The 21307-nt window shown below is 68.4% G+C and carries 21 protein-coding genes; 4 read left to right on the top strand and 17 right to left on the bottom strand.

What is annotated here, in order from left to right:
* Positions 1-8: 8 nt before the first annotated feature.
* From C438_RS10100 to rqcH, 4 genes are all read right to left on the bottom strand, one after another.
* Positions 9-1079 (bottom strand): mRNA surveillance protein pelota, encoded by a 1071-nt coding sequence (locus C438_RS10100; protein ID WP_004969282.1) that lies wholly within the window; start codon positions 1077-1079, stop codon positions 9-11.
* 107 nt (positions 1080-1186) lie between these two features.
* Positions 1187-1882 (bottom strand): DUF4013 domain-containing protein, encoded by a 696-nt coding sequence (locus C438_RS10095; protein WP_004969281.1) that lies wholly within the window; start codon positions 1880-1882, stop codon positions 1187-1189.
* A gap of 64 nt (positions 1883-1946) precedes the next feature.
* Complete coding sequence (locus C438_RS10090; protein ID WP_004969280.1) at positions 1947-2654, bottom strand: DUF4013 domain-containing protein; 708 nt, start codon at positions 2652-2654, stop codon at positions 1947-1949.
* 180 nt (positions 2655-2834) lie between these two features.
* Positions 2835-4940, bottom strand: coding sequence for a ribosome rescue protein RqcH (rqcH, locus tag C438_RS10085; protein WP_004969279.1), 2106 nt, complete (start codon positions 4938-4940; stop codon positions 2835-2837).
* A gap of 108 nt (positions 4941-5048) precedes the next feature.
* Between rqcH and C438_RS10080 the strand changes: the two genes are divergently transcribed.
* Entirely contained in the window at positions 5049-6398 is a 1350-nt protein-coding gene (locus C438_RS10080; RefSeq protein WP_004969278.1) for a hypothetical protein, read from the top strand.
* 97 nt (positions 6399-6495) lie between these two features.
* Positions 6496-6939: a GNAT family N-acetyltransferase gene (locus C438_RS10075; protein ID WP_004969277.1), complete on the top strand. Its 444-nt coding sequence runs from the start codon at positions 6496-6498 to the stop codon at positions 6937-6939.
* A gap of 13 nt (positions 6940-6952) precedes the next feature.
* On the opposite strand, the gene C438_RS10070 is transcribed toward C438_RS10075, so the two are convergent.
* From C438_RS10070 to C438_RS10045, 6 genes are all read right to left on the bottom strand, one after another.
* Positions 6953-8176, bottom strand: coding sequence for a mechanosensitive ion channel family protein (locus C438_RS10070; RefSeq protein WP_004969276.1), 1224 nt, complete (start codon positions 8174-8176; stop codon positions 6953-6955).
* 416 nt (positions 8177-8592) lie between these two features.
* Positions 8593-10251 (bottom strand): tRNA uridine(34) 5-carboxymethylaminomethyl modification radical SAM/GNAT enzyme Elp3, encoded by a 1659-nt coding sequence (locus C438_RS10065; protein WP_004969275.1) that lies wholly within the window; start codon positions 10249-10251, stop codon positions 8593-8595.
* A 129-nt stretch (positions 10252-10380) separates the two neighbouring features.
* A complete protein-coding gene (locus C438_RS10060; RefSeq protein ID WP_004969274.1) occupies positions 10381-12591 on the bottom strand; it encodes a DHH family phosphoesterase in 2211 nt (736 codons plus the stop codon).
* A 125-nt stretch (positions 12592-12716) separates the two neighbouring features.
* A complete protein-coding gene (locus tag C438_RS10055) occupies positions 12717-13244 on the bottom strand; it encodes a YIP1 family protein (RefSeq protein ID WP_004969273.1) in 528 nt (175 codons plus the stop codon).
* Positions 13245-13327: 83 nt separating this feature from the next.
* Positions 13328-13915 (bottom strand): thymidine kinase, encoded by a 588-nt coding sequence (locus C438_RS10050; protein WP_004061202.1) that lies wholly within the window; start codon positions 13913-13915, stop codon positions 13328-13330.
* 130 nt (positions 13916-14045) lie between these two features.
* Positions 14046-14624 (bottom strand): NADPH-dependent FMN reductase, encoded by a 579-nt coding sequence (locus tag C438_RS10045; RefSeq protein WP_049917941.1) that lies wholly within the window; start codon positions 14622-14624, stop codon positions 14046-14048.
* A 97-nt stretch (positions 14625-14721) separates the two neighbouring features.
* Here C438_RS10045 and C438_RS10040 point away from each other — a divergent pair, with 97 nt between their 5' ends.
* Positions 14722-15063, top strand: coding sequence for a DsrE family protein (locus C438_RS10040; protein WP_004969271.1), 342 nt, complete (start codon positions 14722-14724; stop codon positions 15061-15063).
* A 13-nt stretch (positions 15064-15076) separates the two neighbouring features.
* Here C438_RS10040 and C438_RS10035 read toward each other — a convergent pair whose 3' ends face one another.
* The 3 genes from C438_RS10035 to C438_RS10025 form a co-directional block, all read right to left on the bottom strand.
* A complete protein-coding gene (locus C438_RS10035; RefSeq protein ID WP_004969270.1) occupies positions 15077-15721 on the bottom strand; it encodes a helix-turn-helix domain-containing protein in 645 nt (214 codons plus the stop codon).
* 34 nt (positions 15722-15755) lie between these two features.
* Positions 15756-16754 carry an alpha/beta fold hydrolase gene (locus C438_RS10030; RefSeq protein ID WP_004969269.1) on the bottom strand — a complete coding sequence of 333 codons (999 nt, stop codon included), beginning with the start codon at positions 16752-16754 and terminating at the stop codon, positions 15756-15758.
* A 108-nt stretch (positions 16755-16862) separates the two neighbouring features.
* Positions 16863-17780 (bottom strand): A/G-specific adenine glycosylase, encoded by a 918-nt coding sequence (locus tag C438_RS10025; protein WP_004969268.1) that lies wholly within the window; start codon positions 17778-17780, stop codon positions 16863-16865.
* A gap of 118 nt (positions 17781-17898) precedes the next feature.
* Here C438_RS10025 and C438_RS10020 point away from each other — a divergent pair, with 118 nt between their 5' ends.
* Positions 17899-18222 (top strand): hypothetical protein, encoded by a 324-nt coding sequence (locus tag C438_RS10020; RefSeq protein ID WP_004969267.1) that lies wholly within the window; start codon positions 17899-17901, stop codon positions 18220-18222.
* Positions 18223-18244: 22 nt separating this feature from the next.
* Here the strand turns inward: C438_RS10020 and C438_RS10015 are convergent, their stop codons facing one another.
* From C438_RS10015 to C438_RS19510, 4 genes are all read right to left on the bottom strand, one after another.
* Positions 18245-18682 carry a hypothetical protein gene (locus C438_RS10015; RefSeq protein WP_004969266.1) on the bottom strand — a complete coding sequence of 146 codons (438 nt, stop codon included), beginning with the start codon at positions 18680-18682 and terminating at the stop codon, positions 18245-18247.
* 54 nt (positions 18683-18736) lie between these two features.
* On the bottom strand, positions 18737-20056 hold the full coding sequence (locus tag C438_RS10010) for a class-III pyridoxal-phosphate-dependent aminotransferase (RefSeq protein ID WP_004969265.1): 1320 nt from the start codon (positions 20054-20056) through the stop codon (positions 18737-18739).
* Between the two features lie 274 nt (positions 20057-20330).
* Positions 20331-21134: an IclR family transcriptional regulator gene (locus C438_RS10005; RefSeq protein WP_004969264.1), complete on the bottom strand. Its 804-nt coding sequence runs from the start codon at positions 21132-21134 to the stop codon at positions 20331-20333.
* Positions 21131-21295, bottom strand: a complete 165-nt coding sequence (locus C438_RS19510) for a hypothetical protein (protein WP_160166866.1) — start codon at positions 21293-21295, stop codon at positions 21131-21133. The genes C438_RS10005 and C438_RS19510 overlap by 4 nt, the downstream gene beginning before the upstream one ends.
* Between the last annotated feature and the right edge of the window lie 12 nt (positions 21296-21307).

Here is a 21307-nt window from a genome sequence, read left to right as displayed (position 1 = left end):
AAGGCGGTTTACTGCAGGCGGTACCGGAGGACCGCCGCGATGCCGCCGAGGTTCTTCAACTGCTCGCCGGGCTGGAACTCCGCGGAGAACACGGTGACCTCGCCGCCCTTCTGTTCGACCGAGTCGATGATGTCGTTCACGTCCACGTCCCAGTCGCCGTCGCCCTGTCGCTCCGCGCGGAGCCGCGAGTCGAGGAGAAGCAGGTGCTCGACCGCGCCGAAGTCCGCGGCCTCCGCGACCTGTTCGACGCCGTAGGCCGCCTTCGCGCCCGTCGAGATGTTCTCCATCAGCTCGTCGATGAGGTTGGCCTCCTCGGCGATACGGGTCTGTTTCTGCACGTCGTCGACCGCGCCGCGCTTCAGCACCTCGTGGACGCCGCGGTCGCCGACGCCGGCGGTGTCGACGGTCGTGACGATGGTCTCTGCGACCGCGGGGAAGTTGTCCTCGAAGTAGTCCATCGCGTCGTTCTTCGTGAAGCCCGGCCCGGCGAGGATGATGGCGTCCACGTCGAGGTGCGACAGCGCGGAGCCGAGTTCGTCGAACAGTTCCGAGCGCGGGCGGGCGTACTCGCCTTTCCCCGTCGGCTTCGTGAGCGAGGCGTACTCGTCGGTGCCGTACTGGGCGACGGTGTGGATGTACGCCGCGCCCTCCTCGACGGTGGCGATGGCCACGTCGGGGTTTTCTGCGGCCTGTTCGGCCGTCTCGATGCGGTCTATCTGGTCGGCCTTGAAGTGCTTCTCGATGGTTATCTCGGCGCGCTCCTCGACGTTGAGCGTGTGGTGGTGGCCGAGTTGGTCCTCGCGGGAACAGGAGACGATGACGCCGCCGACGCGGAGGCGATTGGCGAACCGCGCGAACTCCACGTCGTCGACCTCGATGGTGACGTTGAGGTGCTCGCGCTCGCCGCCGGTGTCCCGCATCTGCTCGTCGTCGCGCTGGATGCGGCGGGTGGTGTCGCCGGAGACGAGGTCACCCGGTTCGAGGACGTACGAGAGGTGCCAGAGGTCGTCGACGTTCTCGGGGACGAGCGTGATTCGCTCGCGCCCCTCCTCGCCGCGACCGCGGCTCGAAATGCGCATACACGTCCGGTCGTCGGGGAACGGAAAAGAGTCCTGCTATCGCGGTCACCCGGCGGCGGTCGGCGTCGCCGGTGGCAACGCGGCCGTCGCCCGGCGTCTCGATTCGCTCACCACCCGGTCGACTGCCGGCCCTTGCCGGTGGCGTCGGCGAAGCCGCGGGCCCACAGGTAGTACGTCATCACCTGAACGTAGAACAGGACGAAGAAACCGACGACGATGGCCGAGAGAAGACCGCCGATGAAGCCGAGCACGACCGCGACGACGAGCGCGAGCAACCACGCGACGGCGTACTCGCCGGTGAGCGCGCCCGAGAGGATAGTGCGCACGTCGAAGCCGGCGCTAAGGTTCCCCTCGATGGCGAAGTTCGCCCCGGCGGCCGGAACGAGGTAGGCCGCGAGGAGACCGAGCACGAACACGAGGAGGCCGAGGACGAGCGAGACGATACCGAGCCCGAGACCGCCCGCGGACGAAGCCGCCGCGCTCCCCGTCGCCGCCTCGGAGACGGTGAACGTGCCGATGCCGATGATGACAGAGAGGAGTATCGCCGGGACGATAGCCACTAACGCCCAGACGAACGTCACCACGAACAGTTTCAGGCCGTCGACGAACAGCCCGCCCCAGTCGGTGAACGAGGGGGCGGCCTGCTCGCCGTTCGCGGCCGCCCGCATCGCCCTGACGAAGTAGCCCTGCAGGATAATCCCCGGGAGTATCAGCACGGAGAGCAACGAGAGAACCCCGCCGATAATCGTCGTTGCGAACCAGTCGTCGCTTCGCTTGAGAAACCACAGCGCGTCGGAGAGCATGCCGTGGTGTCGCGTCGCTATCGGCTTAGATATTCCGTCGAAAAGTCGAATTCTCGCTGACAGTTCAGACGGCGGGCTGTTCGCCCGGCGTCTCGCCTTCGTCCATCATCTCGACCTCGTGGAGTTCGCCCCACGTCTTGCCGATGATGTAGTAGGCGGCGACGGCCGCGTAGAACGTCACGAACGCCCCGACGACGAAGCCGAGAAGCGGGATGACGTTCAGGACGCCGACCACGATGGACGACGCGAACAGCACCGCGAAGGACATGAGCCACGCGGTGGCGTACTTGCCCGAGGTCAGGATGGGCCGGAGCGTGCCGAAGTCGAACGCCGAGCCCATGCGGTCGGTCTCGGCGTAGTTCGACAGCGCCGCCGGGATGAGGTACGCGGCGAGCAGGCCGAGGACGAACGCGAGCAGGAGGCCCACGAGCGCCACGATGCCGCCGACCGCGCCCGCGGCGTCAGAGCCGCCGGCCGCCGCGCCGACGATGCCGGCGAAGCCGAACACGCCCGCGATGATGGCCGGGACGAGCGCGTAGACGAACGCGATGGCGAAGCCTTTCACGCCGTCTATCGCCATGTCGCCCCAGTCGTCGAACACCGGCGGTTGCTCGTCGCCCTTCATCGTCGCGCGGACGACCCGAAGGAGATAGCCGATGACGAGGAACGTCGGGACGATGAGGATGCTCAGCAGGCCGAGGACGCCGCCGATGAGGACCGTCTTTACCCAGTCCTCGCCGTTTCGAAGGTAATTGAGTGATTCTGAAATCATGATGTTTCACCGAGCGCCACCACCCACCCACCGGCCGTTCGGCCGCGTGAGAACCGCGGGTTGACACGCACGCTCGATTCAACATTACGACGAGAAAGTATATAATCTTGTACCCGACGCGCCCGAATAATTGAAGATTAAGCCGTCTAACGCCAGATTACCGGACGACGACGGCGACGTTCACTCGTCGACGATATCGCTCCCGCCCGGCGGGAGGAACTCCTGAATCTGGTCGGGTGATGCGATTTTTCTGACGAACGACTTGTCGGCGAACCGCTCGCGGAGCCGGCGGTAGCACAGCTTCGCGGCGTCGTTCTGGGCGTACTGCCCCGGCGTGAGCGTCAGCGTCGTCTCCGCGCGCGCCTCGATTGCCGACGGCGGGCCGCCGATGACGCGCGTCTCGTCTTCGCACTGGATGCCGACCGCGACCTTCGCGGGCACGTCCTCGAAGTACTCGCGGTCGCCGCGGACGACGAAGCTCCCCTTTTCGATGTACTCGCCGGACTCCGGCGTCTTCGACACCTGCGAGGGCTCGACCATGTAGGCGTCGTCGGCGAAGCGGCCCTCCTTCCAGATGGAGGAGTACGAGACGGCGAACTGCGCGGCCTCGCGGAGCGTCTCCTCGGAGAAGTCGACCGCCTGCGCGGGCTCGCTCGGCCCCGTCGCCTTCAGGAGCGTGACCGGCCCCCCGTGGGCCTGCGTGTGGAAAAAGCGGTCGTGCTTGCTCATGTACTTCTTCACCAACTCCTCGTTTTGGTCGGCGTTGCGGCCGCCGACGACGAGATAGCCGCTGGAGGTGTGGAACCAGCGGAACCGCTCGAACCAGTGTTCCGTGGACTTGACGGGCACCGAATCGAGCGCCAGCCAGTCGGTCTCCTCCGGCTCTTCGTCCTCGTCTTCCTCGTCGTCGTCGTCGTCGGCTTCCCACTCGTCGCGGCGCTTCTTCACGGCCGCCAACTCCTCGCGGGTGTCCTCGATGGCCGCCAGCGCGCCCTCCTTTTTCTCCTCGATGCGCTTTGCCTCGGTGTAGAGGCGGTCGGCGTTCTTCTCGACGCCCATCGACACCTCGAGGGTGACCGTCGCGTCGTCGAGGTCGACGGTGACCGTGCCGTTCGCGCCGTCGACGTTCGTGACCGCCTCGGCCTCGGGGATGCCCTGCTCGGCACCCTCCGCGAGCGTCTCGCCGATGTCGTCCCACGGGACGCCCTCCTCGCGCGCGCCGCGGACGGTCGACAGCACGTCGTCGACGAGATCGTAGTTGGCGTACAGCAGTTCGGCGCGCTCGCGCTCGTCTTGGGCCTGCTTCTCGAATCCCTCGATTGCGCCCTCCTGCTGGTCGATGATGCGCTGTTGCTTGGCGATTTGCTCCTCGAAGTCCGGGCGGTCCGAGGTCGCCTCCTGCTCGTCGGCGGTCAGGTCGAGCCGGAAGAAGTACTCGTCGAGCGCGTCGTTGAACGTGTCGTAGGCCTCCTCGTCGAGCCCGGCGTTCTGGTGTTCGCGCAGGGGGAAGGGCGTCACGTCCACGACTTCGCCGTCGTCGTCGAGGTAGAGCCGCGGGTCGAACTCCCCGGACCGAACCTGCTCGCGGAGGTCGACGATGGCGTCGTAGATGGCGTCGTAGTCGTCGTCGGTGGCGTCGGCGATGTCGAGGGTCTTCTCCACGCCGGCGCGGGTACACAGCTCCTCGGCGTAGAGGCCGCCGAGGTTCAACTGCGTGGCGAGCGTCCGCACCACGTCGGTGTCGGACTGCTCCATGTTCCGGCCGAGGGCGTCGCGGCTGACGGTGAGGGGGTCGAGCCGCGAGGCGGGGTACTCGTACTGCGACCCCGGCGCGACCGTCCGCGACTTGAGCCGCACCGTCTCCAGACTGCGGACGACTTCGCCCGTCTCGTCGAGCACGGCGATGTTGCCCTGCCCGAACAGTTCGACGACGATTTTCGTGTTCTCGTCGCCGCGCTCGAACGTGAACGTGAGGATGCGGTCGAACTCGTACTGCTCGACGCCCGCGAAGTCGGCCCCGTTGAGCCGGTTTCTGAGCATCATCGCGAAGTTCGGCGGCCGACCGGGGGCGTCCGGCACGTGCTCCTGTGCGGCGAGGTGCGCGCGCTTTATCTCGCCCACTTCGAGGAGGAGTTCGAGCCGACCGCGGTCGAAGTCCCGCATCTTGAGGCGAAGCAGGTCGTCGCCGTAGAGGTACGCCTTGTCGACCTTCGCGCCCTCGTACCGGTTCAACTCGGTGACGAGGGCCGCGAGGTCGACGCTCGTGAGTTCCCGCTTCGGGTCCATGGACTCGCTTTTTGTCGGCGAACGAAAAGGGGTGTCGTTTCCGCGAATGCGACGCCCGTCCGAATCGGGGAGAAGATACTTGTCAACCAGTCCGAATGTGTTCGGTGAATGCGTCCTCGTACCCTCACGCTCGCCGCACTCGCCCTCCTCGTCGCGCTGGCCGCGCTCCCCATCGGAAGCGTTCCCGCCGAAGGGCGACCCCCGCCCGAGGCCGTCTGCGGCGTCTGCGGTGAGACGTTCGAGGAGACGGCCGACGACGCCGGCGTCCCGCTCACCGTCGAATCGAGCGCGCTCCGGGTCCGCGTCGGCGACGACGGCGTCGGCACGTGGACCGCCCGCGTCGAACTCGACGACGGGTCGGCCGCGACGTTCCGCGAGAACCCCGAACGGCTCGATAGCGTCGTGCGCCGGACCTTCGAAGACCACCGCGTGTTCACCGACGACCGCCGACGCCTCGAAACCCGGATGGACGGCGACACCGCGGTCGTGACGTTCGAGGTACCCGAGATGGCGTCCCGCGGCTACGGGGACGTGCTGGTCGTGGACTACTTCCACGACGACGGGGTCAGGGGTACCGTCTACGTCGATGCCGACCGGTTCGTCGTGACCGGCCCCGAGGGGTCGGCGCTCCTCACCGCGCCCCCCGGGACGCGGGCCAACGAGACGGCCGCCGTCTGGAGCGCCGACGACGGGGACGCGTCCAGCGTCGGGAGCCAGACGTACCTCACGTTCGGCCCCGACGCTGGACTGGCGACTACGGCCGCGGCCTACGCCAACCTCGCCGCCGACTCGGGCCCCGGTATCCTCACGAACCTCGCGTGGGTCGCGTTCGTCCCGACGCTCGCGCTCGCCATCGGTGTGCTCCTCATCCGGCACTTCGACCGCCGGTTCGACGACGGCCGGACCGCGCGGCGCTTCGGACCCGTCGTCGCGGGACTCGGCGTCCTGTGGGGCTTCTGTCTCCTCGTCGTCCGGGCGTTCTCCGGGAGCGTCGCCGCGATGGCGTGGCTCCTCGCCGTCCAACTCGTCGCGCTCGGCGTCGTCTCGGCGGTCCGGCCCGAGGCGCTCGGATTCCGTCGCCTCGTCGCCGCGACCGTCGGGCCGCAGGTCGCGCTCGCGGTCGCTACCGCGATTACGATGCCGGGTCCGAACCCGTGGTTCTCGCTCAGCGCGCTCGCGTTAGAGGCCGCCGTGGTGTTGTTTCTGCCTCTCGGCTACGCGGCCCGGCGCGACGGAGGCACGCGCCCCCTGTCGCTCGCCATCGTCGCCGCGCCCGTGGTCTTCGCGCTCCCGCTGGTCCCCTTCGGCGGCTACGGCGTCCTGTTCGTCGGGATTCTGCTCGTCGTCTGGGTGCTGGTGACGCTCGCGGCCGGGTCGCTCGTCTACCGACTCGGCTGGGCGCTCGGCGGCGAGTCGGCTCGGGGGAAGGCCGACGACAGCACGCGAGCGACGGCGTAGCGACCGCCGAAACCGAGCGCGAACCCGGAAGCTCGCGGGTCCGACATGATAAACCTCGCTCCGCAATCGTCAGGTAGACCCCCGCGGAACTGCCTCCATGAGCGAACCCGATGTCCGCGTCGCGGTCACCGAGGGCGAGCGCGACGACGCCTTCGCCGTCCGCAAGGCCGTCTTCGTGGACGAACAGGGCGTCGACGAGGAACTGGAGTGGGACGAACACGACGACCCCGACGCCGAGGCCGTCCACTTCGTCGCCTCCCGCGGCGGCGACCCGGTCGGCGCGGCCCGCCTGCGCGAGTACGAACCCGGCGTCGGCAAAGTCGAGCGCGTCGCCGTCCTCGAATCGGCCCGCGGCGAGGGCTGGGGACGGCGGCTCATGGAGGCGCTCGAAGCCGAGGCGCGCGAGCGCGGGTTCGACTCGCTCGTCCTCCACGGCCAGACGACCGCGGAGGGCTTCTATCACGGCCTCGGCTACGAGACGACGAGCGACGAGTTCGACGAGGCCGGCATCCCGCACGTCGAGATGCGGAAGTCGCTGTAGCCGACGCCGTCGCCTAATCCTCCGAGACCGACCTCTCGACCGGCCGACTCCGGCGGTCCTCCCGTAGCTGGAAGCCGTCGGCCTCCTCGCGGGCGAGCAGTTCGCGCTGTGGGTAGGGAATCTTGATTCCCTCGCGGTCGAACGCGAGTTTCACGCTCCGCAGGACCTCCGCTTTCGCCTGCGCCCGCCGCGGGGCCGAGGGGTTCGTAATCCAAAACCGGAGTTGGAGCCCGATGGCGGAGTCACCGAACGTCGTCGGCATCACCTGCGGCTTCGGCACCTCCTCGACGAACTTGAGGTCCGTGAGCGCCTCCTCCGCCACCGACTCGGCGTGTTCGATGTCCGCCTCGTAGTCGATTCCCACGTCGAGGCGAAGCCGGAGGCGGTTGCGCTTCGTCCGGTTCGTTATCTTCGCGTTCGTCACGCGGTCGTTGGGGAAGACGACCGTCTCGCCGTCGGCGTTGCTCAGCCGGGTGTTGATGATGGTGATGTCGGTGACGATGCCCTCGGCGTCGTCGATTTCGACCCAGTCGCCGAGTTCGAACGGTCGGGAGAACATCAGCACGAAGCCCGCGATGAGCGACCCGAGGGTCTGTCTCGCCGCCATACCGACCACGATGCCGAGGAAGCCAGCGCCGACGAGCAGGCCGCCGATTCTGACCTGCCAGACCGTGAGCGCCGCCATCCCGACCGCGAGGAGGACGACCAACTGGAGGACGCGGAAGACGATGCCCTGCTGGTGGGCGTTGATGTTGTCCGAGGCCGTCGCGTACGAGTCCAGTTTCTCTTCGAGGACGTTCGTCCCGACGAGCGCTCCGGCGAACAGCGCGACCGTCAGCCCGAGTTTGGCGGCGTTCGGCACCGCGACGGCGAGCACTTCGGCGAGGTCCGCGGCGACGCCGGTGTACCCCCAGAGGAGCAACAGCGACAGCGCCGCGCCGACGAACACCGCGAGTTGGAGCGTCCGGACGACGACCGTCGCGGGAAACAGCCACGCGGCGTCGGTGACGGCGTCCGGGACCCGCGGGTGGGCCAACACCCGCGTTCGGATTTCGGCGGTCGCCCGCGAGACGAGCCGCGGCGCGAGAAAGACCGCGATGCCGAGCGCGAGCGCCACGAGCGCCGCCGAGATGCCGAGTCGCTCTTCTGTCGAAACGAACTGTGCGAGCGTCGAGCGGAGGTCCTGAAGCCACGTCGCCGCCTGCCCCGAACCCGCCGCACCCCCCTGCGGTGCCATTCTACCGTGTTCGGTGGGTCAGGCAGTAAAAGCGTGACGGAGCGACACTCAGGAGTGAGAATCGGGGGCCGTGGTTCGTCGGCTACGGCCGCTTCGACACGTACGGCCCAGTCCCACCTTTTCCCGAGACTCGCTCCGCTCGTCTCGCAAAAATCTGTCTTCGGGAGCGACTGCGACCGAAGGCTCGTGAGGCTCAGCCTCACGGCGGACCAAAAATCCAACTATTCCCTACAGCCGCTTCGACACGTAACGCCCACCTTTTTCCGAGACTCGCTTCGCTCGTCTCGCAAAAATCTGGACCAAAAAACAGCCGAACTAGCCTACAGCCGCTTCGACACGTACGGCCCAGTCCCACCTTTTTCCGAGACTCGCTCCGCTCGTCTCGCAAAAATCTGGACCAAAAATCCAACTATTCCCTACAGCCGCTTCGACACGTACGGCCCGTCCTGGTGGTAGCCGAGTTTCTGCTTGTAGTACTGCCGGACGCCGATACCCGAGATGACCGAAATCTTGTCGTAGCCGGCGTCGCGGGACAGTTCTTCGGCGTGCGCGAGGAGCTTCTTCCCGTAGCCCTTGTGTTGCCAGTCGCCGTCGGCACCGATGCCCGCCTCGGAGCCGTAGACGTGGAGTTCGCGGACGAGCGCCGCGTCCTGAAGCTCGCGGCGGACCGGGTTGCCGGGGAACCGGAGCCGACAGAAGCCGACGAGCAGGTCCTCGACGGGGTCTTCGAACGAGATGAAGTGCTCCGTGCCGCCGGCGACCTCGTAGGTCATCACGTCGAGTTCGATGCGCTCTGGGTCCGGGTCGGCCTCGTTCATGCCGACCTCGCGGGCGCGGATGTCCCGCTGGACGATGCCTCGCTCCTCGGCGCGCTGGGCGGCCAGTTGCCGGAGGTTGGACTTCCAGACGCCGGCGTCGATGAAGTCCGCGGGGATGTCCCGCTGGACGCGCTGGAGGCGGGTGTACTTCGGAATCATGCCCATGACCTCCGCGACGATGTCGGCGGCCTCCTCGTTGTTCAGCGGCTCGTACTCGTCGCGCCGCCACATGTCGTAGGTAATGGTGTCGCGGACGATGAGCGTCGGGTAGATTTTGAGGTAGTCGGGCCGCCAGTCGCTGTTTTCGAACAGCTGGCGGAAGTCCTCCAGACACATCTCCTTGGTCATGCCCGGCTGGCCGGGCATCATGTGGAAGCCGACCTTGAACGCCGAGTCGCGGAGGCGGCGGTTGGCGTCGATGGACGCCTGCACGCCGTGGCCGCGGTGCATCTCGCGGTTGATGCGCTCGTAGGTCGTCTGGACGCCGACTTCGACCTTCGTCGCGCCCAAGTCGAGCATCCGGTCTATCTGCTCGGGGTCGCACCAGTCGGGCTTCGTCTCGAACGTCGTCCCGATGTTGCGGATTTCGTTCGTCTCGTTTTCGGCGATGACGTCCTCGATGTACTTGAACTCGACATCCTCGGGGTCGGGCTTGAACGACCGGTCCTCGGCCGGCTCGGGCTCCTTGTCGAGGTCGTAGTCGTTCATGGCTTCGAGCGCCCGCTTGACGAACCACTCCTGGTAGTCGTGGCTCCGGGCGGTCATCGTCCCGCCCATCAAGATGAGTTCGACCTTGTCCACGGGGTGGCCGATGTGTCGAAGCTGTTCGAGGCGGAGCGTGACCTGTCCGTAGGGGTCGTAGTCGTTCTGGACGCCGCGGGCGGCCGCGGGCTCGTGACCCGTGTACGACTGCGACGAGGAGAACTCGCTGGCGGGCCCGCCGGGACAGTAGAGACACTTCCCGTGGGGGCACATGTGCGGCGAGGTCATGATGGCGACCGGCGAGACGCCGGAGGCGGTGCGGACGGGCTTGCGCTGGACGACCTCTTTGACCTCCTCGCGGCGGTCTTCCGGGGCGTACTGCAGAATCTCGGCGTTCTTCGGGACCTTCGGCGAGGAGTGTTCCGAACAGGCGTCGAGCTTTGCGGATTCGAGGTCGTCGCGGTCGACGTCGCCCGCGAGGATGCGCTCAACGAGCGCCTCGCAGGTCCGCTCGAACGCCTCGGACTCCGTCTCGGTCTCGGCGCTCACGGACACACCTCCCGTTCGGCGACGTGGTGACGGTTCATGGGCGCGAATCGGGTCGTTTCGTGGATAAGCGTGTCGCTCGGGAGGCTGGAATACAGCCCTCCGTCGAACCGCGCGAGGAGGAGTCTGGATTGCGGCTTAGAACTGCTCGGCGGCGGCGTCGAGGACGGCTTCGAGCGCCTCGTCGCGCGCGCCCGTCAGGAACTCGATGCGGCCTTCGCGGATGCCCGCGGCGGCGAGGCCGGCGGCGGGCGCTTTCTCGGCGGCCGACTCGACGACAGCGCGGAAGTCGAGGTCGCCCGTCGAGCGCAGGTAGAGTTCGTCCATGCCGAGCGCGACGGTCACGAAGGCGTCGCCCTCACGGGTGCGGCGGTGGAGTTCGTCCACGAGCAGGCCCGTCGGCGGGAAGTCGAAGCGGTGACTGTAGGCGTCGGAGTCGAGGACGGCCGCGGAGATGGCACCGACCTCGCGGCGTTCGAGGTTCGCCTGCGCCGTCTCGATTTCGGCTTCGAGCTTGATGCGGAACTGCTCGGAGACGTGGCCGGCGAGGCCCTCGTCGGCGTCGAAAAGCAGGTCGGCGATGAGTTCGCGCTTGTCCTGATACGACTGGTAGTAGGCCTCCAGCGCGACGGCCTCGCGGAGTTCGCGGACGCGGTCGGCGTCGAAGCCGTGGGACTCGGCGAGGTCGAGGTACTGCTGTGGGCAGTTCTCCCAGTAGCTGACGGCGGGGAGGTGCGACACGTCGTCGCGGACGTCGTCGTTGACGGCGACCGAAAGCGTCGAGGCGAGCGCGCCGACCGAGAGGTCGCGGGCGTCGGCTCCCTCGCGGGCGGGGTTGACGAGCACGTCGACTTCCTCGGCGACCTCGTCGTCGGCGGGCGCGGCGTCGACGACGACGCGCTCGGAGCCGTAGACGCCGAGCAGGCCGAGACCGTCGAGGGACTCGGCGGTCGAACCGGCACCGAGGAGGAGCACGAGCGGGAGCTTCTCGTCGTGGCGGTCGCGGTCTTCGAGCATCCGCGTCACGTCGTTCGTGGCGGCGTCCATGCCGTAGACGGCCTCCTCGAGCGGACGGCGGGTGAAGTAGTGGTACTCGGCGTCGTCGCGGGGGTGCTCCTCGCGGATGAGCGGGAGCACGGCGCGCTCGACGGCGGCGCCGGCGACGTAGCCGTCGGCGGTGGCCGTGTGGCGGACGACGATGGGGCGCGATTCGAGGACGGCGCGGCGGATGGCCTCCGCGGCGTCGAGAAGCGACTTGCCGACGGCGGCGACCGGCTCGTGGGCCGCGAGGGGCGCGACGGCGTCCGGGCGGGCCTCGTCGGAGAGGGCGTCCGCGAGGCGCTGGCTCACGGTGTCGGCCTCGTCGCCGTCGAGAATCGTCAGCTCCTCGGTCTCTATCTGGAGTTCGCCGCGGCGGCGCTCGACCTCGCCGTCGATGCGGACGTAGTCGCCCACTTCGACTTCGGGGTACGCGCGGACGCCGGCCTCGACGAAGGCCGCGCAGTCGGCGATGGCCGTCTCGTCGCGGAGTTCGAACACCGTCGGACCGCCGGTCTGGCGGACGCTGGCGATTTCGCCCTCGACGCGAATCACGTCGCCGACGCGGTCGTCGATGCTGTCGAGCGTCACGCGCTCGACCTCGGCGTCGTCGGACTCGGCGTCAGCGTCGGTCTCGACTTCCTGCTCGGCGTCGGATTCGGCGTCCTGTTCGGGCTCCGATTCGCTCTCCGGTTCCGGTTCGGCTTCCTGCTCAGACTCGCCGTTGGCGGCGATGTCGTCGACGACGTCGCCGGCGGTCGGCGCGCGGTCCTCGTCTCCGGCGTCGGACTCGGACTCGGACGCGGCGTCCTGCTCGGGTTCGGGTTCGGCTTCCTGTTCGGGCTCCGAGTCGGACTCGGAGTCGGCGGTCTCGGACGACGTGCTCGCGCCGGCGGGCTTCGTCGTCTTGCCCGTCTTCGGTCGCGTCTTGACGGTCGCCGAACCGCCGCTTTCGGACTCCGTTTCGACGGGCTGGCCGTCGGCGTCGCCGTCGGGGTCGTGGATGCGAGCGCCGCGGAACTCCGAGTCGGACTGGCGAATCGACCAGCCGAGGTCGATGTTGCCGTTGTCGCGGACGTTCTTGACCTGGACGAACACCTCGTCGCCCGGCTCCCAGTCGAGGGATTCGAGGCGGCGGTCGAGTTCGCTACGGTGCAGTAATCCGGTCACGTTCGAAGCGAGGTCGACGAAGACACCGAAGTCGGCGTAGCCGTCGACGGTGCCTTTGTAAAATCGGCCGGGGACGAGCTGGTGGGGGCTATTGCCCCGGAATTCGAACCAGACGTCCTCCTCGTGCGTAATCCAATCCATTGCGTTGAGCAAACAACCCCTAACTAAAACGATTGTCGAAAAACGCTCAGGAGAGATTCGCGCGTTCGCGGGCGAGAAATCGGCGCTCGGTCGGTCGAAACGGGGGAAATACGGGCCGGGTCGACTCAGACGAGCGCGAGCGCGGCGGCGAGTTCACCGAGGGCGCGGAAGCCCCCGAAGGCGTACCCGAACACCACGCCGGCGGGGACGGCCGCCGCGACCGCGGCCTTCGGCACCGTCGTCTGGTGGACCTCGCTGATGCCGACGACGAGGAGTACCGCCCCGTAGACGGCACAGAGCGCGCGGACGCCGGGAATCGGGAGGCTGGCGAAGGCGCACGGCGCGGCGGCGTAGGCGATGACCTGCACCGTCTCGCTCACTCCCGCGCGACGGGACAGAAGCGGGATGAGAAGCGCCGTCTGGATGGCCGCCGTCAGGTGGAGCAACGCCGGCGCGACGAACAGCGCGACGACGAGCAGGGCGACGAGCGCCGACACGACCGGGCCGCCCTCGATGGCCGGAATCGTCGCCGGCGCGAGGGCGAACCCGAGGCCCTGGTAGACGAGCGCCACCGCGATGGCGAACACGAGGCCGGGCGCTTGGTCGCCGGGCGCGACCCCGTCGCGGAAGAACTGGCGGGGACGAACGACCACGGCGACCCACGCGCGGAGGAGCCCTGTCAGCCCGCGGTCGCGGCCCTCCCGTGGGGTTTCGACCCAAGTAGTCACGCTAGCCTCTAGTCCCGCCGGAGGGTATGACAGTTCCGACACCGCGCCTCGTAGGACTCCTCCGCGCCGACGAGGATGGTGGGGTCGTCGACGTGCGCGGGCTCGCCGTCGATGAGCCGTTGGTTCCGGGTCGCCGGCTCGCCGCAGACGGTGCAGATGGCCTGGAGCTTATCGACGTACTCGGCGAGCGCCATCAGTTGCGGAAGCGGGTCGAACGGTTCGGCGCGGAACGTCTGGTCGGTCCCCGAGACGACGACGCGCTTGCCGTCGGCGGCCAGCGCCTCGCAGACGTCGACCAACTCGGCCGAAAAGAAGTTCGCCTCGTCGATGGCGACCACGTCCTCGCCGTTGAGTTCCTCGGCGATTTGCCAGACGCCCTCGCCCTCGGAGGGGACGACGCTCGCCTCCCACGAGCGACCGGCGTGCGAGCCGACGGTCGTCTCGCCGTAGCGGTCGTCGAGCTGGGGCTTGAACACCGAAATCTCTTGACCGGCGATTTCCGCCCGGCGGAGTCGTCGGAGGAGTTCCTCGGTCTTCCCCGAGAACATAGAGCCGGAGATGACCTCTATCCACCCGCTCTGCGTGATGGCGTGCATATCCTGACTGGGGGACGAGGAGGGTCAAAACGATTGTTCATCTGCCGCGACCGTCGGGCGTCGCGACGGGTCGCCACGCGGGCCGACGGCGCGGTCGTGACTGCGCCACGAGGGGGCGCGTGACGGCGGTTCAGTCGTCTGCGCCGACGTTCTCGGCACTTTCGAACGTCGGCGGCTCCGGCTCGATGTTGGCGTAGACGACCGCGTCGCGGCCGAGTCGTTCGACCCGGTCGCGGAGGTCATCGCTCGCGATGTCGTCGCCGTCGAACGACGAGGAGACGCGGGGAATCGCGACTTGGTGCGGGAGCACCCACGAGTTCAGCGACCGACAGACGGACCGGAGGTGTTCGAGGGCGGTCACCGGGAACGACCCGCCGGCGACGGCGAGCAGGCCGACGGTCTTCTCGCCGAACTCGTCGAAGCCGCAGTAGTCCAGCGCGTTCTTGAGAACGCCCGAGTACGAGCCGTGGTAGACCGGCGTGCCGAGGATGACCGCGTCCGCGCCGTCGACGACGCGGACGAGTTCGGCCGAGTCGCCCTGCTCGTCGAAGTCGGCGTCGAGCGGCGGGAGGTCGTACTCGCGGAGGTCCACGAGCTCCGTCGTGCCGCCGGCGGCCGACGCGCCGGCGAGGACGTGTTCGAGTGCCAATCGGGTGTAGCTGTGGTCGCGGAGACTGCCGCAGACGGCGACCACGTGTGGTTGCGTCATACCCTGTGTCTCCGTGACTGCGTGAAAACCTCGTCGGCCGCACCCGGGCGTGTCGGACGGGCGCAACACACAGGGAGCCGGGGGACGAAAGCCGGATATGAACGTCGTCTTCCACGTCTCCAGCGCCGACCTCGGCGACTGGCGACACGCCATCCGCAACGTCCGAAACCTGCTCGACGACGAGACGGTCGAGACGGGCGAGGTCACCCTGCTCGCCAACGGCGACGCGGCGCTTCTGTTCCTCGCAGACTCTCCGGTCCGCGAGCGCCTCGACCCGCTTTTCGAGGCCGGCGTTCGCTGTTGCGCCTGTCAGAACTCCCTCGACGGCCGCGGGTTCGACGCCGACCGACTGGCCGACGGCGTCGAAGTCGTCCCCTCCGGCGTCGGCGAACTCGTGAAACGGCAGGCGGCGGGCGACGCGTATCTGAAGGTGCCGTAGGCGTTAGCGCGCGTCACCCCGAACCGGCGAACTCCCGGAGCACCGTCGCCTCGGCCTTTCGGAGTAGCTCGCCGGCCGTACTCGTCGAGCAGTCGAGCGCGTCGGCCACGTCCGCGACCGACCCCTCGCGAGGGATTTCGTAGTAGCCGGTCGAGACCGCGGTCTCCAGCGCGGCCCGCTGTCGGTCGGTGAGCTGTGAGGGGGACCGCCGCCGGTCGAAGGGCCGCACGCGTTCGACCGTGACGTCGCCGAGCGCGGCGATGTCGTCGTGAAACGCGCTGAGCGCCGATACCTCGCCGACCGCCTCGAATCGGACGGAGCCGGTGGCGTGGAACACCACCGGCGGGAGGAATATCACCCGTGAGTCGGCGATGACTCCGAGGAGCGGGTCCGCGAACTCGTAATCGCGCTGGTGGAGGAAACCGTAGGTCCCCTCCGCGCCCTCGACGAAGTGCGCCCGAACGAGCGAATCGACACCCGAAACGAGCGCGTCGGCCGCGTCTCGGTCGCCGTCGAACCAGAACAGCGTCGTCGCGTCGGCCGTCGGACTCCACATCAACAGCTCCGCCCGGTCGACCGGCGAGTCGCGCATCATCCCCCGCTGGAGCGGGTGGACCAGTCGGTCCGGGTAATCGACCGAGAACTGGGCGTGTTTCATTCCGTTTCGACCGGCCGTTTTTCGGTCCAGTATATCAAACGCGGTGGTGCGATTCGGCGGCGGTCGACCCCGGGAAGTCCCTCGAAGCATCCGGGTCGAGCGACCGCGCGGCGCGGCGCTGTTCGTCCAGCACGCCGGGGACGCTCCAAAGGAGCGTCCGCAGGTGGTCCGCGCCGCGGAGCGCTCGGAGTCGAGCCGCGGGAACCTCCGGTTCGAGGCGTCTCGCGCCGGCTATCGGGACGTTCGTGTCGGCGTCGCCGTGCCACAGGGACACGTCGGCCTCGATGTCGTCGAAGGAGATGTCCCACGGCGCGGCCGCGCTTCGGAAATCGTCGAGGACGCCCCGGCGCGACCGGCTGACTGCCGCCACGAAGTCGTCTCGAACCACCGCGGCGACTCCGTCTGGAATCTCTCCAGTCGCGTCGCCGGCCGTGTACTGCGCGACGACGACCGAGGGGTCGAGCCTCCCGGCGAGCCACGCCTGTCCGCGGAGGAGACCACCGAGGAGCGTCGGCGCGTTCGTCGCCAGCCACGACAGGAGCCGTTGCGTTCGGGGCGTCTCAGCGCGCGCTTCCGGCGGAACCGCCCCCGCGACGACGCTCACGTACCGAACCCTGTCCGGCCGCGCCGCCGCGATAGCCAACGCGTCTCGGCTCCCGCCAGAGAACGCGACGACCCCCGCCGACTGCGCGCCGATGTCGTCGAGAAGCGCGTCGAAGAAGTCCGCGGGTGCAGGTGTCGTGAGTCGCTGGCTCGGTTCGCCCGATTCCTCGGTCGGGCGCGGCGACGAACGGCCGTAGCCGGGTCTGTCGGGCGCGAGGACTCTGATTCCACGTTCCTCGGCCGGCGGGTCGAACAGCGAACCGAGCAGGCGCGACCCCGGCGCACCGTGGAGAAAGACGACCGGGATGCCGTCGGAATCGCCGTACTCGGCGTAGGCGAGTCGCCTCCCGCCGTCCAGCGCGAGGGTCTTCGCTTCGGCGGCTTCGGCGGCTTCGCGAGGGTCGGACAGCGACGCGTCGCGTGTTGCCATCGAGTGTACGTAGTCGGAACCGAGGGGTGCGACTACTGCCGGACTAGTCCGGTGGGGTAAATACGGGCGGCGAGACAGCCGCGGCGAGAACCACCGACGGTGCGCGGGCTACTTCGCCAGCGAGACGCGGACGCCGTCGTCGCCCTCCGCGACGTCGACCAAGCCGTCGGATTCGAGGTCGTCCACGAGGCCGCGGAGCCACTCCGCGCCCGTGTCGCCGCCGTAATCGACGCGGACTCTCGGTCCCAACTCAGCGAGGCCGAGGTCGTCGTACTCGCCGAGAACCCGGACGACCCGGCCGCGGAACTGCCGCCTGCTCCCCTCGAAACTCGGCTGGGTCGGCACGTCGGGCGCGGTGAAGTCGCCCGTCTCGTAGGCGTGGCAGAACCGCCGCCACGGACAGCCGGACTCGTCGCAGGACGGCGTCTTCCCGCAGGCGACGCCGCCGAGTTCCATGATGGCGTTGTTCCAGACGCGGGACTCGCCGTCGGGCATGAGTTCCGAGGCGGCGGCCTCGAACGCCGCGTCGTCGTCGGGGACCGCGAACGCGCGGTGGAGCACCCGCTTGACGTTGGTGTCGACCACCGCGTCGCCGTTGTTGAACGCGAAGGAGGCGACCGCGTTTGCGGTGTAGGGACCGACGCCCATCAGTTCCGAGAGGCCGTCGGGCGTCCGAGGGAACTCGCCGCCGTGGTCTTCTTCGACCTGCCGGGCGGCCTCGTGGAGGTACTTCGCGCGGTTGTTGTAGCCCAGTCGGTGGTTCGTCCAGAAGCCGACCACGTCGGCTCGGTCGGCCGCCGCGAGGTCGGCCGTCGTCGGCCACTCGTCGAGGAACGCCTCCCACGCCTCGACCACGCGGCCGAGTTGGGTCTGCTGGCTCATCACCTCGGAGACGAGAATCTCGTAGGGGTCGTCGGTGCGCCGCCACGGGAAGTCCCGGTGGTCGGCCTCGTACCACTCGGTGAGCGCGGACTGGACTGCTTCGCGGTCGAGGTCGGCGGGGAGTTCGGACGGCGCGTCGCTCATCGCCCCGGCTTGGGACGGCCCGCGTTTAGCCGTGGCGATGAGCGATGAGGGAGCGAACCCGACCCGGCGGTCTCCGCGGTCGAAACGCGTATCCCCGTGACGGCCCCATCGCCGGGCGATGACGCTCGACGAACTCACAGACGACGTTGACGCGGCCTACGGAGACCTCGGCGACAGCCTCGACGTGTCGCTCGACCGCGAGACGCGACACGAACTCGCCATGCTCGTCGCCCTGTTCGACCCCGACGACGCGGACGAACTCGTCCGCCGGGCGGTCCACGCGCTGTTCCAGTCGGAACTCGACCGCGGACAGCTCGACTTCCACCTCCGGCAGGGCTACGACGTGACCTACGACGAGTACCTCGCGGGGATGACCTACGAGGAGATGACCGGGCAGTCGCAGGCCCCGCCGCGGGACGACGTGCGCCGCTACCAGATGTAACTGCGGGGCAGGAGCGACCGATTCAGACGATTTCGGCTTCGATTTCGACGTCGTCGATGCGGCGGTAGCGGTGGTTCCCGTCGTCGCCGTCGCGGACGACTTCGAACGCCCGGAGGAGCACCACCAGTCGGCCGTCGCCGAGGTTGGCGCGGAGGACGACGCCCTCGCCGGTGACGACCACGTAGGGCGGGGCCGCGACGGGCGGCGCGGCCATCGGCCGGCCGGTGGCCGTCACCGCGTCAGCGAGCGCCCGCGGCAGGCGAGACAGCGCACCCGACCCGTCGAGCGCGCGCTTGAACGGGGGCACGACGCGCTCGCGGTCGGTCACCGAGTCGCTATCCCACTTCGCGGCGACGGCGATGGCGCACTGGCCGACGACGGTCAACAGTCGCTCGTGGTCGTCGCGGAGCACGCGGACGGCCTCCTCGGCGGACGCGGCGGCGGGTGTCACGTCAGTCACGACCCGAGGTGCGTCGTCCCCCGATAAAAATCTCCCCCGGTTCGGGCGGCGGCGCTAGGGCGCGGCCACGCCGACCACGTCCGACAGCGCGGCGTCGAGGAGGTCGACCGCGAGGTCGAGTTCGCGCTCGGTCACGTCGAGCGGCGGCAGGAGGCGGAGCGACCGCGCGCCGCATCCGAGGGTGAGCAGGCCGCGCTCGAAGGCGGCGTCGACGACCGCGTCACGGCGTTCTTTGGTGTCGAACTCGACGGCGACCATCAGCCCGAGGCCGCGCACGTCGACGACCTCCGCGAGCGACTCGGTCGCCGATTCGAGGCGCGCCCGGAGGGACGCGCCCTTCTCGGCGGCGTTGGCCGCGAGGTTCTGTTCCTCGATGAGTTCCAGCGTGAGCGCGCCCTGCATCGCCGCGAGCACGTCGCCCGCGCCCCACGTCGACGAGAGCCGAGCCTCTTCTTCGGGGAAGATATCGCTCCGCGAGATGGTCGCGCCGACCCGGAGCGCCTTGGCGCTGGTGATGACGTCGGGTTCGAGCGCGTAGTGGTCCGAGGCCCACATCTCGCCGGTCCGCGCGACGCCCGACTGAATCTCGTCGGCGATTATCGTGATGTCGTGGGCGTCGCAGAGCGCGTTCACCTCGCGCATGAACTCGTCGCTCGGGACGCGGTAGCCGCCTTCGCCCTGCACGGGTTCGAGGATGAGAAACGCCACTTGGTCGGCGGGGAGATGCCCGTCTGTCCCGTCGAGTTTGGCGCGCAGTCGCTCGACGCCCTCAATGGAGTACGGTACGTCGACGATGCCCGACACCTCCGGGAACTTCCGGCGGTGGACCGACTTCGAGCGGTTGAGCGACAGCGCGCCGAGGGTGCGGCCGTGGAACGCGCCCTCGAAGGTGATGCCGTACTTCGGCGTCTCGCAGTTGTCGTAGGCGATTTTGATGGCGTTCTCGACGGCCTCGGCCCCGGAGTTCGACAGGAACACCGTGTCCATGTCGTACTGGCCCGTGACCTCGGTCAGGAGGTCCATCAGGTGCGCCGGCCCCGGGAGCGACGTGTCGTCTGGCGTGCCGCCCGTACTGACGTAGAAGTCCTGACCGGCGATTTTCATCGGGTCGACGAGGTCGAACTCCCGCAGTCGGTCGATGAGGTCCGGGTTGTTGTAGCCGAGCGGCGCGGCCGCGACGTGGCTCGTGAAATCGAGGAGGACGTTGCCGTCGGGGTCGGTACAGAACGGCCCGACCGCGTCTTTGGTCACGTCCCAGACGAAGTCGTAGACGTACGTGCTCGGCGCGGCGGACCGCTGGTGGTACGAGACCCACTGCTCCGCCTTCGGGCCGGGGAACTCACCGACGCTCGGCTCGACCGTGTCTCGGTTCATACGCCACAGATTGGACATACATACATAAAATTTTGCTAAGTGAGCCGATTGGACCAGACAAATGTCCATATGCGAGGTATTTGTTTCTAAATTGGACGACTGCATTTGATATATGCAGACGAATTATCGGGCGCAGTCCGGCGCGCTCGCTCGACGTTCGGTCGTGGTTCCGGTCGAACAGCGCCGAATCAAGAGAGACGGTGTCACGCGACACGACGGGCGCGGCCGCTCGCTCGTTTGATATATCCAGACGCGGCGAACTCGAACGCCGAGTTCACCGATTTCGCTCGAAAACCGCGGTTTCGAGGTTCAGTTCGATGAGGTTCGCCGTCTCGGTCACGAGTTCGGGAACCTCGGTCTCGAACCGTTCGCCGCTGAGTCGGCTGGTCGGCGCGGTCACGCTGACCGCGCCGCAGACCGCGCCGTCGACGCCGCGAACCGGCGCGCCGACCGAGCGCATCCCGCGGATTTCCTCCTCGTCGTTGACGGCGTAGCCGCGTTCGCGGACCCGTTCGAGCACTGCGAACAGTTCGTCGCGGTCCGTAATCGTGTTCGCGGTCTGCCCGACGAGGCCCTCGCTGTCGAGTATCGACCGGACCCGGTCGTCGTCGAACTGCGAGAGGAGCGCCTTCCCGCTGGCGCTGTAGTGGAGGTGTTGGGGCGTCTCCCGCATCCTGAGGTGGTAGTCGGTGGCGACGGCGTCGTCGCCGCGGCTCTCGTAAATCGTCACCTCGCGGCCCCGGTGTTCGACCGTGAGGTGAGCGTACTCGTGGGTGGTGGCGGCGAGCGCGTCGACCTCCTCTTTGCCCGCGCGGTACAGCGGCGTCTCGTTTCTGACGCTCTCGCCGAGGGTGACAAAGCGGAGGCCGAGCCGGTAGGTCCGCCCCGTGCGCGTGAGGAACCCCTCGTCTTCGAGCGTGGCGAGGTAGGTGTGTACCGTCCCCTTCGACGCGTCGAGTTCCGCGCAGACCTCGCCGAGCGTCGGGTTCGAAAGCCGCTGGACCACGGAGACGATTCGGCTCGCGGTCTGAACCGACTTGATTCGCCGCGGCTCGTCTCCGGCGTCTCCCTCGCTCATCGGCCTTCGACGTGGAACGTCACGCTGTCTGTCAGCCCCTTCGGTTCCGCGTCGGCGACCAACCGGGCGTTCGCGCCGGAGAGGTACGGTGCGACGAGGTCCGCGGCCTCGGACCCCTCCGCGGCCGCCCCGCCCCGACTCGCTGTGTCGTCCGGACTCATGAGACGACCCGT

It is taken from the genome of Haloferax denitrificans ATCC 35960, from assembly GCF_000337795.1.
GTDB classification, from domain to species: Archaea; Halobacteriota; Halobacteria; order Halobacteriales; family Haloferacaceae; genus Haloferax; species Haloferax denitrificans.
Note: the sequence above shows the minus strand (reverse complement) of the source record. Positions and strands in the feature narration are given on the sequence as shown.

Bases quoted from the DNA above. Each gene is read 5' to 3' on its own strand.
- C438_RS10100 (WP_004969282.1), bottom strand. From the start codon at position 1,079: ATGCGCATTTCGAGCCGCGGTCGCGGCGAGGAGGGGCGCGAGCGAATC.
- C438_RS10095 (WP_004969281.1), bottom strand. From the start codon at position 1,882: ATGCTCTCCGACGCGCTGTGGTTTCTCAAGCGAAGCGACGACTGGTTC.
- C438_RS10090 (WP_004969280.1), bottom strand. From the start codon at position 2,654: ATGATTTCAGAATCACTCAATTACCTTCGAAACGGCGAGGACTGGGTA.
- rqcH (WP_004969279.1), bottom strand. From the start codon at position 4,940: ATGGACCCGAAGCGGGAACTCACGAGCGTCGACCTCGCGGCCCTCGTC.
- C438_RS10080 (WP_004969278.1), top strand. From the start codon at position 5,049: ATGCGTCCTCGTACCCTCACGCTCGCCGCACTCGCCCTCCTCGTCGCG.
- C438_RS10075 (WP_004969277.1), top strand. From the start codon at position 6,496: ATGAGCGAACCCGATGTCCGCGTCGCGGTCACCGAGGGCGAGCGCGAC.
- C438_RS10070 (WP_004969276.1), bottom strand. From the start codon at position 8,176: ATGGCACCGCAGGGGGGTGCGGCGGGTTCGGGGCAGGCGGCGACGTGG.
- C438_RS10060 (WP_004969274.1), bottom strand. From the start codon at position 12,591: ATGGATTGGATTACGCACGAGGAGGACGTCTGGTTCGAATTCCGGGGC.
- C438_RS10050 (WP_004061202.1), bottom strand. From the start codon at position 13,915: ATGCACGCCATCACGCAGAGCGGGTGGATAGAGGTCATCTCCGGCTCT.
- C438_RS10045 (WP_049917941.1), bottom strand. From the start codon at position 14,624: ATGACGCAACCACACGTGGTCGCCGTCTGCGGCAGTCTCCGCGACCAC.
- C438_RS10040 (WP_004969271.1), top strand. From the start codon at position 14,722: ATGAACGTCGTCTTCCACGTCTCCAGCGCCGACCTCGGCGACTGGCGA.
- C438_RS10035 (WP_004969270.1), bottom strand. From the start codon at position 15,721: ATGAAACACGCCCAGTTCTCGGTCGATTACCCGGACCGACTGGTCCAC.
- C438_RS10030 (WP_004969269.1), bottom strand. From the start codon at position 16,754: ATGGCAACACGCGACGCGTCGCTGTCCGACCCTCGCGAAGCCGCCGAA.
- C438_RS10025 (WP_004969268.1), bottom strand. From the start codon at position 17,780: ATGAGCGACGCGCCGTCCGAACTCCCCGCCGACCTCGACCGCGAAGCA.
- C438_RS10020 (WP_004969267.1), top strand. From the start codon at position 17,899: ATGACGCTCGACGAACTCACAGACGACGTTGACGCGGCCTACGGAGAC.
- C438_RS10010 (WP_004969265.1), bottom strand. From the start codon at position 20,056: ATGAACCGAGACACGGTCGAGCCGAGCGTCGGTGAGTTCCCCGGCCCG.
- C438_RS10005 (WP_004969264.1), bottom strand. From the start codon at position 21,134: ATGAGCGAGGGAGACGCCGGAGACGAGCCGCGGCGAATCAAGTCGGTT.
- C438_RS19510 (WP_160166866.1), bottom strand. From the start codon at position 21,295: ATGAGTCCGGACGACACAGCGAGTCGGGGCGGGGCGGCCGCGGAGGGG.